The organism is Sinorhizobium fredii USDA 205 (assembly GCF_001461695.1).
In the GTDB taxonomy this organism is placed as follows: Bacteria; Pseudomonadota; Alphaproteobacteria; order Rhizobiales; family Rhizobiaceae; genus Sinorhizobium; species Sinorhizobium fredii.
Genome location: NZ_AUTC01000024.1, coordinates 81,318 through 94,558, shown reverse-complemented (window position 1 = coordinate 94,558; position 13,241 = coordinate 81,318). Strand labels below are relative to the sequence as shown.

Sequence of the window (13,241 nt, the reverse complement as noted above, 5' to 3'; positions counted from 1 at the left end):
AAAAATTGACCTCTTGCATCAAGTCGTGCCGAGCGCCGATTTGGCCGGCTTGCCCGCCACATAGGTCTCGACGATCGAGCGGTCGTCGCCCATCGTCTGCAACAGGAAAAGCTCGTCGGCGAGCGAACTGACCACTTCGGCCCTGAGCGCCATGGCCGGTGTCGCCCCCATGTCGAGCACCGTGAGGTCGGCATCGGTGCCCGGCTCCAGCGTGCCGATGCGATGTGCAAGCGACAGCGCTTCGGCGTTGCCGCGGGTCATCATGTGGAAGCTGTCGAAGGGGTTCAGTCGCTCGCCCTGCAACTGCAGGATCTTGTAGGCCTCGTCGAGCGTCTTCAGCATCGAATAGCTGGTGCCGCCGCCGATATCGGAGGCGACCGAGACGCGCACCGGCTTCTCGCGCCGCGTCAGGGCGCGAAGCGGAAACAGGCCGGAGCCGAGGAAAAGGTTGGATGTCGGGCAGAAGACTGCGACCGAGCCCGTCTCGCTCATCGCGTCGGCTTCACGTTCCGAGAGATGAATACAGTGGCCGAACAGGCTCTTAGATCCGAGCAGGTCATAGCGGGCATAGACGTCGGTATAATCCTTCGCTTCCGGATAGAGTTCGCAGGTAAACGCGATCTCGTCTCGATTTTCCGAGAGATGCGTCTGCACATGCAGGCTCGGAAACTCCCGGACCAGCGATTTCGCCACCTCCATCTGCTCCGGCGTCGAGGTGATGGCGAAGCGCGGCGTGATGGCGACGTGGTTGCGGCCCTTGCCGTGCCAATCGGCAATCACCGCCCGCGTCTCGTCGTAGCTCATCTCAGGCGTATCGAGCAGGCCCTGGGGGGCGTTGCGGTCCATCATCACCTTGCCGGCGACCATGCACATGCCACGCCTCAGGCTCTCGGCGAAGAAGGCGTCGGCGGACGCCTTGTGCACCGAGCAATAGGCCGTTGCCGTCGTCGTGCCGTGGCGCACCATCTCGTCGAAGAAGCGAGCGGCGATCCGCTCCGCATGCGCCGTCTCGACGAAGCGGCACTCCTCCGGGAAAGTGTAGGTGTTCAGCCATTCGAGCAGGTTGGCGGCATAGGAGGCCATGACCTGCATTTGCGGGAAATGCAGGTGCGTATCGATGAAGCCTGGGACGATGAAATGCGGCCGATGGTCGATTTCCACCACCTCTTCCGGTGCTGCGGACTTGACCGTCGCGTAGGGACCGGCAGCCCTGATGACACCAGCTTCGACGAGGAGCGCGCCGTCGCTCTCATAGGTATAGGCGCCGCTGTCGTCGATGCTCTCCGGCGCGCGGTGGAAACTCAGCGTGCGGCCGCGGATGAGGGTGGATGTCATTGTGTCTCCCCGACGGCGCTCTCGAACCAGGCCGTCAGCAACCTGCGTTCGTCCGCCGTCATATCGGTTAGGTTGCCTGGCGGCATGGCGTGACTGCGTCCGGCCTGGATATAGATTTCACGCGCCAGGGCGGCAATCTCGGCGTCGCTCTCGAGTATGACGCCCTTCGGGGCGCGGGCAATGCCCTCGTAAACGGGCTCGGCGGCATGACACATGCTGCAGCGGGTCGCGATCGCATCCTTGACGGCGGGGAAATGTGCATTTTCGGCAAAGCGCTTGAAGGTGGGTGCGGCCTCGGCCTGCTCTCCTCCAGTCAGCACCTTCGGCACGGTCGAGAGCCATATGATCAGGATGAAGAGGATCGCCGTCGCGAGCCAGGTCCAGGTCGGTTTGCCCTTGCGCGCGTGAGTGGTGTTGAACCAGTGACGGATCGTCACGCCCATCAGGAACACCAAGGCAGCTATGATCCAGTTGAAGGCCGTCGCGAAGGCGAGCGGATAGTGGTTCGACAGCATGAAGAAGATGACCGGCAAGGTCAGGTAGTTGTTGTGCAGCGATCGCTGCTTGGCCTGGGCACCGAGCCTCGGATCGGGCGTGCGCCCGGCGATCAGGTCGGCGACGACGATCTTCTGGTTGGGGATGATGATGAAGAACACATTGGCCGACATGATCGTCGCCGTGAAGGCGCCGAGATGCAGGAAGGCGGCCCGGCCGGTAAAGACCTGCGTATAGCCCCAGGCCATGGCGACGAGTACGACATAGAGCAGCGCCATCAGCCCCCAGGTGTTCTTGCCGATCGGCGACTTGCAAAGAAGATCGTAGAGAACCCAGCCGACGCCAAGTGACGCAAGCGAGATCAGGATCGCCGTCGTCGCCGAGATGTCCAGCACATGCCGGTCGACCAGGAACAGATCGGCGCCGCCATAGTAGACGATGCAGAGCATCGCGAAGCCGGTAAGCCACGTCGAATAGGACTCCCATTTGAACCAGGTGAGATGCTCCGGCATCGTCGCCGGTGCCACCAGGTATTTCTGGATGTGGTAGAAACCGCCGCCGTGCACCTGCCATTCCTCGCCATAGGCGCCGGGCGGCAGGTGGTCGCGCTTCACGAGGCCAAGGTCGAGTGCGACGAAATAGAAGGATGAGCCGATCCAGGCAATGGCCGTCACGGCATGCAGCCAGCGAACGGCAAAGGCCAGCCATTCCCAGGCGATCGCGAATTCGTACATTCAGGTCCCCTTTCTCTCCGACGTTGCAGATTGCGAGAAAAAGCGGGAACGGGGAAGGGCCGATTTGATTGCCGGAGCGAATTCACGGGCTACGCCTACGAGCGCGAAATCGATCTTTTCCAAAAGGTTAGCGGAGCATCCTTCGTGATGTGATTCAATCTCTTCAGAGCCGGTTTGAAGACGGGTTGAGCTCGCCCAGGATCCAGTCGCGAAAGGCGCGAATCTTCGGGGCGTTTCGGCGGGCATGCGGATAGGCCAGCCAATAGTCGCGATCCTTGCAGCGCAGATCGAAGGGCTGGTAGAGCCTGCCCAGCGCGACGTCGTCGCTATAGAAATCCGGCGTCAGGATGGCGACGCCCTGGCCGGCGACCGCGGCGCGTGCCTCGAATGTCTGGGCGCCTAGCCGGCTGGCGGGGCGGCCGGCAAGGTCCGGATTTTCGACGCCGGCGGCGCGGAACCATTGCTCCCACCAGGGGTCGTTCGGATCGATGATCCTGAGCTTCAGAAGGTCGCGCGGCTCATGCACGCCGCCTATGGTCTCGGCGAGCGCCGGGCTCAGCATCGGCGTGAACTCCACCCGCATCAACGGATGGCTGGCGAGACCCGGCCAATTGCCGTCGCCGTAGCGGATGGCAATGTCTGCTGCTTCCTTGCCGAAGTCGATCACCTTGTCGGCCGTCGTCAGGCGTACCGAGATATGCGGGTGGGCGATCTGAAACGTGCCGATATTGCGCGCCAGCCATTGCGAGGCAAAAGTCGGCGTCGAGTGGATGAAAAGTGCCGTATCGGCATCGACGCGCGCCGAAGCGACGGCCTCCTGCAACAATTCGAAGGCTTCCGTGACCTTCGGCGCCAGCCGCTGGCCGACCTCGGTCAGCGTCACCTGGCGAGGACGCCTCAGGAAGAGCGGCTCGCCGACGCTCTCTTCTATGAGCTTGATCTGGTAACTGACCGCGGTCTGGGTCATGCCCAGTTCCTCGCCCGCCCTCGTGAAGCTGCCGAGCCGGGCGGCGGCCTCGAAGACCCTCAGCGCATTCAACGGAAACTGCTTCGACATCTTCATGGATAAGTTCTCTTGATGCATGCAGACGGATGTTCGATTGGAATTCGAGCACGTTCGGCGGCATGCTGCAAGTCAACTTCATCGTCTTCGAATGGATGTTCAGATGATTTGCGATGTATTGGAATATGCTGAAAGAAAGCCGCTTTTCTCATTCAGCGGCGCGATGCGGTTTGCCGCATCAGCGCTTCGCCGCGTCAGCGGGCGAAGCCGGAAACTCGACCTCGAATCGACATCCAATTACATGAAAAAAGACCTGGGTTTCCTCGACGGGCGTATGCCCCGCTGCGACGATAAGATGCTGCGATAGGTTGGCGCAGCTTGCCCCTCATCCGGCCTGCCGGCCACCTTCTCCCCGCAAGCGGGGCGAAGGAACCTTGCCGCGCCGCTTTCGTCCCCTCTCCCCGCTCCCCCGCGTGCGGGGAGCGGGTTAGGGTTAGGGGCATTCTCCACAGCGCGCCTTACCGTCCCCTGAGCCGCTCCACCGCCATCAGGATGCGCTCCGGTGTTGCCGGCGTATCGAGGCGGGGGCACTCCCTATAGTCGGCGATGCTGGCGACCGCCATCGACAGCGCCTCGAGAACCGAGATCGGCAGCATCAGGGGCGGCTCGCCCACTGCTTTCGAGCGGCCGATCGTCTTTTCGGCATTTTCCGACCATTCGGCGAGGCGCACGTTGAAGATCTTCGGCCGGTCCGAGGCGAGCGGAATCTTGTAAGTCGAGGGGGCATGCGTCCTCAGCCGCCCCTTCTCGTCCCACCAGAGTTCTTCCGTCGTCAGCCAGCCCATGCCCTGCACGAAGCCGCCCTCGATCTGGCCGAGGTCGATCGCCGGATTGAGCGAGCGGCCGACGTCGTGCAGCACGTCGACCCGGTCGACCAAGTATTCCCCGGTCAACGTGTCAATCGACACTTCGGAGACCGCGGCGCCATAGGCGAAATAATAGAAGGGCGTGCCCCGTCCGGCTGAACGATCCCAGTGGATCTTCGGTGTCTTGTAGAAGCCGGCCGCCGACAACTGCACGCGCGCCGCATAGGCCTGGCCGATGAACTCGGCGAAGGGCACGAGCTCCTCGCCGATCTTGACGTGGTTCGGCACGAAAGTGACGTTCTCGGCGGTCGTCTGCCAGCGCTCGGCGGCAAAGGCGACAAGCCGTTCCTTGATCTGGCGAGCGGCGTCGAAAGCGGCCATGCCGTTCAAGTCGGAACCGGAGGAGGCGGCCGTTGCCGAGGTGTTCGGCACCTTGCCGGTCGTCGTCGCGGTGATCTTCACCCGGCCGATATCGATCTGGAAGCTGTCGGCCAGAACCTGCGCCACCTTGGTGTAGAGGCCCTGGCCCATCTCGGTGCCGCCATGGTTGAGATGGACCGAGCCGTCATTGTAGACGTGGACGAGGGCGCCGGCCTGATTGAGATGGGTCAGGGTGAAGGAGATCCCGAACTTCACCGGGGTCAGCGCGATGCCCTTGCGGATCACTCGGCTCGATCTGTTGAAGTCGATGATCGCGGCCCGCCGCGCCTGATAGTCGGCGCTCGTTTCCAGTTCGTCGACGATCTGTCGGATGATGTTGTCTTCGATCGTCTGATGATAGGGCGTGATGTTGCGACCCGAGTTCCCGTCGCCATAGAAGTTCAGCTTGCGGATTTCGAGCGGGTCCTTACCGAGCGCATAGGCGACCTCCTCGATGATCCGCTCGCAGCCGACCATGCCTTGCGGCCCGCCGAAGCCGCGAAAGGCGGTGTTGGAAACCGTATTGGTCTTCAGCGGTTGCGAGGTCAGCTTCACATGCGGATAGAAGTAGGCGTTGTCGGCGTGGAAGAGCGCCCGGTCGGTGACCGGTCCGGATAGATCGGCGGAGAAACCGCAGCGCGCCGCATAGGTCGCGTGGACCGCCAGGATCTGCCCGTCCTCATCGAAGCCGACATCGTAATCGACGAGGAAGTCGTGGCGCTTGCCCGTCGCCGTCATGTCGTCGTCGCGGTCGGGGCGGAATTTCACGGCGCGGCGCAGCTTGCGCGCCGCAACCGCAGCGAGTGCGGCGAACTGGTTGCCCTGCGTTTCCTTGCCGCCGAAGCCACCGCCCATGCGGCGGACATTGACGGTAACGGCGTTTGACGGGACGCCGAGTACCTGCGCGACCATGTGCTGGACTTCGCTCGGATGCTGGGTCGACACCCAGACGGCCATCTCGTCGTCCTCGCCGGGAACCGCCAGCGCGATGTGCCCTTCCAGATAGAAGTGCTCCTGGCCACCGATCCGCATCCGGCCCTTGAGCCGGCGTGGTGCGCGCTCCAATTCGCCCTCCGCATCGCCGCGCTGCAGTGTCAACGGCGGCGTGACGAGCTCGCCGCCCCCGGCCATCGCATCGGCAACATCGATCATGTGCGGCAGGTCGCGATAGGTGATCTTCGCAAGCCGCGCGGCCCGGCGCGCAATGTCGCGCGTCTCGGCGATCACCGCAAAGGCCGGCTGCCCGTGGAACTGTACGCGGCCGTCGGCAAGCACCGGCTCGTCGTGCAGGTGGGTGGGGCTGATGTCGTTCGAATGCGGCATGTCCTTTGCGGTCAGCACGCAGACGACGCCGGGGAGGGCGGCAGCCGTCGAGAGGTCCATGTCCGTGATTTCGGCGTGTGCCCGGTCCGTGAGGCCAAGCGCACCGTGCAAGGTTCCGGCGGGTTCCGGGATGTCGTCGATATAATCGGCGGTCCCGGCGACGTGCTTGTGGGCACTGTCGTGGCGGAGCTCGCTGTGCATCGGGCCGGCGATGGTTTGGCGTTCTTCGAAGGTGGATTTATCCATCTAGGCCCTCCTGCCGAAGGAATTGCTGCCCCTCATCCGGCCTGCCGGCCACCTTCTCCCCCCGCGCGGGGAGAAGGGAACGCGCGGCAGCGCCCCAACGTCCAAAGTCCCCTCTCCCCGCAGGCGGCGAGAGGGTTAGTCCTCGGGTTAAACCCGAGGAGAGGGGCAATCGCGCCTCGCAAACTTCGAAGTCAGCACTCATGCCACATCCTCGAAGCGCTGAAGCTGGGCCTCCTCTCCAATGCTCTCCAGGAAGAAGCGCATCAGCAGGTTCTTTGCCGCCAGCATGCGGTAGGCGCTGGTGGCGCGCCAGTCGTCAATCGGCTGGAAGTCCGTCTCGAAGGCAGTTTGCGCCGAGCGCACCGTGTCCTCCGTCCAGGGCTGGCCGAGCAAGGCCGCCTCGACGGCCTTCGCCCGCTTCGGGGTGGCGGCCATGCCGCCGAAGGCGATGCGGGCGGTCTTCACCCGGTCGCCTTCGAGCGAGATACGGAAAGCGCCGAGCAAAGCGGAGATATCCTCGTCGCGGCGCTTCGTCACCTTGTAGGCGGCGAAGCGGTCGCCGGCCGGCAGCGCCGGCACGAAGATGCTTTCGAGGAATTCGCCAGGGCGACGGTCCTGCTTGCCATAGGCGATGAAGAAATCCTCGAGTGGCAGCGGGCGCGTGCCGTCCTTCGACCGCAGCGTGACGGTTGCGCCGAGGGCGATCAGCGGCGGCGGACTGTCGCCGATCGGCGAGCCGTTGGCGATGTTGCCGCCGATCGTGCCCATGTTGCGCACCTGCTCGCCGCCGATGCGGTCGAGCAGCGCCCCGAAAGTCGGGTAGGCGACAAGAGCCTCGAAGGCGGCCGTATAGCTGACGCCGGCGCCGATCGTCAGGCCGGCTTCAGAGCTTTCGATTTTCTGCAGTTCGGCGATGCCGTTGATGAACACTGCCGGATTGATCGGGCGCATCTGCTTCGTCACCCAGAGGCCGACATCGGTCGCACCGGCGACGATCGTGGCCGCGGGATGTTCGGCCAGCACCGTCGCAAGCCCGGCGGTATCCGCCGGAACGATAAGACAGTCTTCGCCCTTGCCGATGACGATCGTTTCCGTCGCCCGTAGCGCCTTGAGCCGCGCCGCTACCGTCTCGCGCGTCCGGGTAATCGGATCAAAAACCGCCGACGGCCGCTCCTTTGCCGCGGCCTCGGCCGCGCGGATGATCGGCTCGTAGCCGGTGCAGCGACAGAGATTGCCTTGCAGGGCCTTCTCGATCGCCGCGCGGCTCGGATTGTCTTTCGTCAGCCACAGCCCATAGAGCGACATGACGATGCCGGGCGTGCAGAAGCCGCATTGCGAGCCGTGAAAATCGATCATTGCCTGCTGCACCGGATGCAGCGTTCCGTCGCTTGCGGCCAGATGCTCGACGGTGACGGCATGCGTCGCGTTCAGTGAGCCGACAAAGCGGATGCAGGCGTTGACGGTTTCGTAGACCAGGCTCTCGCTGTTGCCGGTGAGCCGGCCGACGAGCACGGTGCAGGCGCCGCAGTCGCCCTCGGCACAGCCTTCCTTGGTGCCGGTCAGGCGACGCTCAAGCCTGAGAAAGTCGAGCAGCGTGTCTGTCGGCGCAACATCGGAAAGCGCGACCTCCCTGTCGTTCAGGATGAAGCGGATGCTGTCGGATGCCTGTGCCATGCGTCCTTCTCGATCCCGCTCTATTGCGCCGTCCAGCCGCCGTCCATCGAGACATGCGTGCCGGTGATCTGGGCGGCCTCGTCGCTGGCAAGATAGAGCGCCAGCGAGGCAACTTGCTCGACGGTGATGAATTTCTTGGTCGGCTGGCCCTTGAGCATCACCTCGTTGATCACCTGTTCCTCGGTGATGCCGCGCGTCCTTGCCTGGTCCGGTATCTGCTTTTCGACGAGCGGCGTCAGCACATAGCCGGGGCAGATCGAGTTCACGGTGATGCCGTTTTCCGCGACCTCGAGCGCCACGGTCTTGGTGAGCCCCATGATACCATGCTTGGCGGCCACATAGGCGGACTTGAAGGGCGAGGCGACGAGGCCATGCGCCGAGGCGATATTGACGATGCGGCCCCAGCCCTTCTGTTTCATCGCGGGAATCGCCGCCCGGATCGTGTGGAAGGAGGAGGAGAGGTTGATGGCGATGATCCGGTCCCATTGCTCGACCGGAAAATCCTCGATCTTTTCAACGAACTGCACGCCGGCATTGTTGACGAGGATGTCGGCACCGCCGAGGCGGGCGGTGGCGGTCGCGATCAGGTCGGCGATCTCGGCCGGCTTCGTCATGTCGGCCGGGTGGTGAAGCACCGTGCCGGCGCCGAGACCCGCCACCTCGTCCGTCACGGTCCTGATTTCGTCGGCCGAACCGAAACCGTTCAGCACGATGTTGGCGCCGGTTTTCGCAAAGGCCTTGGCGATTGCCAGGCCGATGCCGCTCGTCGAACCCGTTATGACCGCTGTTTTCGTCATTCTCGATCTCTCCCTCGGTGCCGCAGACCCGTCCCATCGTGCGATGGGACAAAGTGCAGACCGTGCCGCATTCTTATCCGCTCGGCGCCCTCGTTTTGCGACGCAACAGCCGCAGCCTACGCGCAAAAGCGCGGCGGTGACAATTGTGTTTTTCGGGGCGGCGACGCAGAGTTGGTGCCGCGGTGAAAAGGGCGGAAGAGTTGCGTTTTGTTTTCGTTTGACATTCGTTTATCCGTCGTATTCAAGTCTTCCGAAGGTTGCCGCTAGAGGAAGGGCGGCGGCTGTTGCGTGCCGAGGAGGGGCATATGGGCGGATATATTCTCGCGATCGATCAGGGTACGACGTCCACGCGGGCGATCGTTTTCGACGGCAAGCAGCAGGTCGCGGGCGTCGGCCAGAGAGAATTCAGGCAGCATTTTCCGAAATCCGGCTGGGTGGAACACGACCCGGAGGAGATCTGGGAGACAGTTCTCTTCACCGCTCGACAGGCGATCGAGAAGGCCGGCATTTCCACGAGTGAAATCGCTGCGATCGGCATCACCAACCAACGCGAGACGGTGGTGGTGTGGGATCGCGCGACGGGCAAACCGATCCACAACGCGATCGTCTGGCAGGACCGCCGCACCGCTTCCTTCTGCGATAAGCTGAAGAAGCAGGGCCTCGAAAAGACCTTCACCAAGAAAACCGGGCTGCTGCTCGATCCGTATTTCTCCGGCACGAAGCTCAACTGGCTGCTCACCAATGTGAAGGGCGCGCAGGCGCGCGCCGCCAAGGGCGAACTCTGCTTCGGCACCATCGACACGTTCCTCATCTGGCGGCTCACCGGCGGCAAGTCCTTCGTCACCGACGCGACCAACGCGTCGCGCACGCTGATCTACAACATCGTCGACAATAGCTGGGACGACGAGCTCACCGACATCCTGCGCATCCCGCGGGCGATGCTGCCGGACGTGAAGGATTGCGCCGCCGACTTCGGCGTCACGGATGCGTCCCTCTTCAGCGCGGCGATCCCGATCCTCGGCGTTGCTGGCGACCAGCAGGCGGCAACGATCGGCCAGGCCTGCTTCAAGCCCGGCATGCTGAAATCCACCTACGGCACCGGCTGTTTCGCGCTGCTCAACACGGGGAAGGATATCGTTCGTTCCAAGAATCGGCTGCTCACCACCATCGCCTATCGCCTCAATGGCGAGACGACTTATGCGCTCGAAGGCTCGATTTTCGTGGCCGGCGCTGCCGTTCAGTGGTTGCGCGACGGGCTCAAGGTCATCAAGGCGGCACCCGACACCGGTACGCTTGCCGAAAGCGCCGACCCGACGCAGGAGGTTTATCTCGTGCCGGCCTTCACCGGCCTCGGTGCGCCGCACTGGGATCCGGATGCCCGCGGCGCGATCTACGGGATGACGCGCAACACCGGCCCGGCCGAATTCGCCCGTGCCGCTCTCGAATCCGTCTGCTATCAGACGCGCGATCTGCTCGACGCCATGCACCGGGACTGGCGCAGCAACGGCAAGGACACGGTGTTGCGTGTCGATGGCGGCATGGTCGCCTCCGACTGGACGATGCAAAGGCTGTCCGATCTGCTCGACGCCCCGGTCGACCGGCCGGTCATCCTCGAGACGACGGCGCTCGGCGTCGCCTGGCTCGCCGGCAGCCGCGCCGGAGTCTGGCCCACCCAGGAGGAGTTCGCCAAGTCCTGGGCGCGCGACCGGCGCTTCGAACCGAAGATGGACGGGACGACGCGCAAGGGCAAGCTCAAGGGCTGGCGCAGCGCGGTGAAGCGGACGCTGATGGCGGCGTAGGGCGCCGCCTTTCGTCTGCGACGTTGCCCTCTAAACATGTCCTCACTGAAAGGCGCATAGCGCAGGCAACGTGGCGCGCGTCGCTGCGAGCACGCACGATCGATGACGATGATGCGTCATGCATAGCCAACTGGATATAGTTCTTCAAGAACGCGCGTTGAGGAGTGGTGCTCACGCGAAATTTCGAGATTGCTTGAAAACAGATATGTCTGGTCATTTGCCATGAAGTTTCAACGCCAACAGACGGGCGGTTCGCCCGTCTTGGCTACCGTGACGAGGACTCTCGGTGAGTCGGGGTTGACTCATTCATACCTCGTTGGCTATATATCGATTAATAGCCAACGGGGTATTGATCCCAAATGTCGGAGACTCACGATTTACTCTTCAGGACGCTTGCCGATCCGACGCGGCGTGCTCTCTTCGAGCGATTGTGCCGCGAGGGAGAAAAGTCGGTTGGCGCTCTGACGGCGCGGGCCGGGGTTTCGCAACCGGTCGTCTCAAAGCATCTCGGGATCCTACGGGAGGCTGGGTTGGTGCGCGACCGGCACGAAGGTCGCCACACCTACTACAGCGCGCAACTCGGCGCGCTTGTCCCCCTGGTCGATTGGACAAGCGAGATGGCTGGATTCTGGCAGCGCCGCTTCGACGATCTGGAAGATCTACTGAAAAGGATGGACCAATGAACGAAACGCGCGCAGTCGTCGTCGAACGTGAAATCCCGCATCCGCCCGAAAAGATCTGGCGTGCGCTCACCCAACCACACCTGATCGAGGAGTGGCTGATGAAAAACGACTTCAGCCCGGTGGTGGGTCACCGTTTCAATCTGCGCGGCGAATGGGGCGGCGTTTTGGACTGCGAGGTGCTTGCCGTAGAGCCGAACAGAAGGCTGACATACACTTGGAACTTCGCCCACGAGGATGCGGCCTTCGACCTCAAAAGCGTGGTGACGTTCATCCTCACGCCAACGACCACAGGGACCCAGCTACGCATGGAGCAGTCGGGCTTCCGGCCGGAGCAGCGCCAGGCCTTTGGTGGCGCCAAGGCCGGGTGGCAGCAGTTCCTTGCAAATCTGGAGCAGGTTCTGGCACGGCTCGATTGAAACTGGCGAGAACCGTATGTGATCGAATTTCCTGGGAGGTTTTAATGAGTGCTTGGATTCGGCAAATTCACCGCTGGCTGTCGATCATTTTCACGGCGACCGTGATTGCCAATTTCGTCGCCATGGCGCTGGGTGAGCCGCCCGCCTGGATCGTCTATTCGCCGCTGCTTCCTCTGTTCCTGTTGTTGTTCAGTGGCCTCTATATGTTCGCGCTCCCCTATGCCACGAGATGGCGGAGCGGTCGGTCCTCCGCTCAAGGGAGGTGAACACAACGGTCCGCCGACATCGATCGACTTGTTCGGGAAACGATGTGTTTCCCGGATGAGCATTTGCTGCCCGTGCGTGCGCCAACTATCTGTTGTCAAAACAGAAACAGGACGGGCAGCATGGAACTCGGGCTTTACACATTCGCGGATGTCGATCCGAACGCCGAAAGCAAGGGCAGGGAAGGGCGCCGCCGGCTTGCCAACCTCATCGAAGAGATCGAGCTTGCCGACCAGGTCGGCCTTGATGTCTTCGGGCTTGGCGAACACCACCGCCCCGACTACGCGGCCTCTGCGCCGGCGGTCATTCTGGCGGCGGCGGCGGCCAAGACGAAGAACATCCGGCTGACGAGCGCGGTGACGGTGCTGAGCTCCGACGATCCGGTCCGCGTCTTCCAGCAATTCGCGACGCTCGATCTCGTCTCCAACGGTCGCGCGGAAATCATGGCCGGGCGCGGCTCCTTCATCGAATCCTTCCCGCTGTTCGGCCAGTCGCTGGACGATTACGACCGGCTTTTCGCCGAGAAGTTGGACCTCTTGCTGGCGATCCGCGACAGCGAGAAGGTCACCTGGTCCGGCGAGATGCGGCCGCCGATCGACGATCGCGGCGTCTATCCGCGGCCGCTGCAGGATCCGCTGCCGCTCTGGATTGCCGTCGGCGGCACGCCGCAGTCGGTCGCCCGCGCCGGCGCGCTCGGCCTGCCGATGGCGCTTGCGATCATCGGTGGAGAACCGCGGCGGTTCGCACCGCTCTTCGATCTCTACCGCGAGGCGGCGCGGCGCGCCGGACAGGATGCATCGAAATTGAAGACGAGCATCAACGTCCACGGCTTCATCGCCGACACGACCGATTTGGCGGCCGACCGCTTCTATGGACCGCAGGCGGAGGTGATGAACCGCATCGGCCGAGAGCGCGGCTGGGGACCGACGAACCGCGCCCACTATGACCAGGCGCGCAGCCCGACCGGCAACCTCTTCATCGGCGACCCGGAGACGGTCGCGCAAAAGATCGTCGCGCACCAGAAGCTCTTCCGCAACGATCGCTTCCTCTTGCAGATGGCGATCGGCCCGATGCCGCACGGTGAGATCATGCGCGGCATCGAGCTCTACGGCACCAAGGTCGCGCCGCGGGTCCGCGAGATGCTGGCGGACGAGCGTCAGTAGCTGCGCTCGCGTGGTCGGTACTG

The 13,241-nt window shown here is 63.3% G+C and carries 12 protein-coding genes; 6 read left to right on the top strand and 6 right to left on the bottom strand.

Going from position 1 to position 13,241, the window contains the following annotated elements; all coding sequences use genetic code 11:
• Positions 1 to 18: 18 nt before the first annotated feature.
• From guaD to N181_RS03670, 3 genes are all read right to left on the bottom strand, one after another.
• The gene (guaD, locus tag N181_RS03680) at positions 19 to 1,335 is read right to left on the bottom strand and encodes a guanine deaminase (protein WP_014329195.1); all 1,317 of its coding nucleotides are present in this window, start codon (positions 1,333 to 1,335) and stop codon (positions 19 to 21) included.
• Positions 1,332 to 2,564 (bottom strand): urate hydroxylase PuuD, encoded by a 1,233-nt coding sequence (locus tag N181_RS03675; RefSeq protein ID WP_037396043.1) that lies wholly within the window; start codon positions 2,562 to 2,564, stop codon positions 1,332 to 1,334. The genes guaD and N181_RS03675 overlap by 4 nt, the downstream gene beginning before the upstream one ends.
• Positions 2,565 to 2,727: 163 nt before the next feature.
• Positions 2,728 to 3,627, bottom strand: a complete 900-nt coding sequence (locus N181_RS03670) for a LysR substrate-binding domain-containing protein (protein ID WP_037436613.1) — start codon at positions 3,625 to 3,627, stop codon at positions 2,728 to 2,730.
• A 37-nt stretch (positions 3,628 to 3,664) separates the two neighbouring features.
• On the opposite strand from N181_RS03670, the gene N181_RS03665 reads away from it, so the two are divergent.
• Positions 3,665 to 3,934 (top strand): hypothetical protein, encoded by a 270-nt coding sequence (locus tag N181_RS03665; protein ID WP_080577556.1) that lies wholly within the window; start codon positions 3,665 to 3,667, stop codon positions 3,932 to 3,934.
• A 151-nt stretch (positions 3,935 to 4,085) separates the two neighbouring features.
• Here N181_RS03665 and xdhB read toward each other — a convergent pair whose 3' ends face one another.
• The 3 genes from xdhB to N181_RS03650 form a co-directional block, all read right to left on the bottom strand.
• Positions 4,086 to 6,422, bottom strand: a complete 2,337-nt coding sequence (xdhB, locus tag N181_RS03660) for a xanthine dehydrogenase molybdopterin binding subunit (protein WP_014329191.1) — start codon at positions 6,420 to 6,422, stop codon at positions 4,086 to 4,088.
• A gap of 198 nt (positions 6,423 to 6,620) precedes the next feature.
• Positions 6,621 to 8,096, bottom strand: a complete 1,476-nt coding sequence (gene xdhA / locus N181_RS03655; RefSeq protein WP_060563242.1) for a xanthine dehydrogenase small subunit — start codon at positions 8,094 to 8,096, stop codon at positions 6,621 to 6,623.
• Between the two features lie 20 nt (positions 8,097 to 8,116).
• A complete protein-coding gene (locus N181_RS03650; RefSeq protein WP_037396047.1) occupies positions 8,117 to 8,893 on the bottom strand; it encodes a 3-hydroxybutyrate dehydrogenase in 777 nt (258 codons plus the stop codon).
• A gap of 305 nt (positions 8,894 to 9,198) precedes the next feature.
• Between N181_RS03650 and glpK the strand changes: the two genes are divergently transcribed.
• The 5 genes from glpK to N181_RS03625 all read left to right on the top strand — a co-directional run bounded on the left by glpK (position 9,199) and on the right by N181_RS03625 (position 13,218).
• Positions 9,199 to 10,692 carry a glycerol kinase GlpK gene (gene glpK / locus N181_RS03645; protein WP_037396049.1) on the top strand — a complete coding sequence of 498 codons (1,494 nt, stop codon included), beginning with the start codon at positions 9,199 to 9,201 and terminating at the stop codon, positions 10,690 to 10,692.
• 359 nt (positions 10,693 to 11,051) lie between these two features.
• Positions 11,052 to 11,375, top strand: coding sequence for an ArsR/SmtB family transcription factor (locus N181_RS03640; protein ID WP_014329188.1), 324 nt, complete (start codon positions 11,052 to 11,054; stop codon positions 11,373 to 11,375).
• Positions 11,372 to 11,791: an SRPBCC family protein gene (locus N181_RS03635; protein WP_037396051.1), complete on the top strand. Its 420-nt coding sequence runs from the start codon at positions 11,372 to 11,374 to the stop codon at positions 11,789 to 11,791. The genes N181_RS03640 and N181_RS03635 overlap by 4 nt, the downstream gene beginning before the upstream one ends.
• A gap of 44 nt (positions 11,792 to 11,835) precedes the next feature.
• A complete protein-coding gene (locus N181_RS03630) occupies positions 11,836 to 12,057 on the top strand; it encodes a hypothetical protein (RefSeq protein WP_014329187.1) in 222 nt (73 codons plus the stop codon).
• Between the two features lie 120 nt (positions 12,058 to 12,177).
• Complete coding sequence (locus N181_RS03625; protein WP_037396053.1) at positions 12,178 to 13,218, top strand: LLM class flavin-dependent oxidoreductase; 1,041 nt, start codon at positions 12,178 to 12,180, stop codon at positions 13,216 to 13,218.
• Positions 13,219 to 13,241: the final 23 nt, after the last annotated feature.

What these genes read in the sequence shown, in the direction of transcription:
- guaD (WP_014329195.1), bottom strand. Translation starts at nt 1,335, where the DNA reads ATGACATCCACCCTCATCCGCGGCCGCACGCTGAGTTTCCACCGCGCG.
- N181_RS03675 (WP_037396043.1), bottom strand. Translation starts at nt 2,564, where the DNA reads ATGTACGAATTCGCGATCGCCTGGGAATGGCTGGCCTTTGCCGTTCGC.
- N181_RS03670 (WP_037436613.1), bottom strand. Translation starts at nt 3,627, where the DNA reads ATGAAGATGTCGAAGCAGTTTCCGTTGAATGCGCTGAGGGTCTTCGAG.
- xdhB (WP_014329191.1), bottom strand. Translation starts at nt 6,422, where the DNA reads ATGGATAAATCCACCTTCGAAGAACGCCAAACCATCGCCGGCCCGATG.
- xdhA (WP_060563242.1), bottom strand. Translation starts at nt 8,096, where the DNA reads ATGGCACAGGCATCCGACAGCATCCGCTTCATCCTGAACGACAGGGAG.
- N181_RS03650 (WP_037396047.1), bottom strand. Translation starts at nt 8,893, where the DNA reads ATGACGAAAACAGCGGTCATAACGGGTTCGACGAGCGGCATCGGCCTG.
- glpK (WP_037396049.1), top strand. Translation starts at nt 9,199, where the DNA reads ATGGGCGGATATATTCTCGCGATCGATCAGGGTACGACGTCCACGCGG.
- N181_RS03640 (WP_014329188.1), top strand. Translation starts at nt 11,052, where the DNA reads ATGTCGGAGACTCACGATTTACTCTTCAGGACGCTTGCCGATCCGACG.
- N181_RS03635 (WP_037396051.1), top strand. Translation starts at nt 11,372, where the DNA reads ATGAACGAAACGCGCGCAGTCGTCGTCGAACGTGAAATCCCGCATCCG.
- N181_RS03630 (WP_014329187.1), top strand. Translation starts at nt 11,836, where the DNA reads ATGAGTGCTTGGATTCGGCAAATTCACCGCTGGCTGTCGATCATTTTC.
- N181_RS03625 (WP_037396053.1), top strand. Translation starts at nt 12,178, where the DNA reads ATGGAACTCGGGCTTTACACATTCGCGGATGTCGATCCGAACGCCGAA.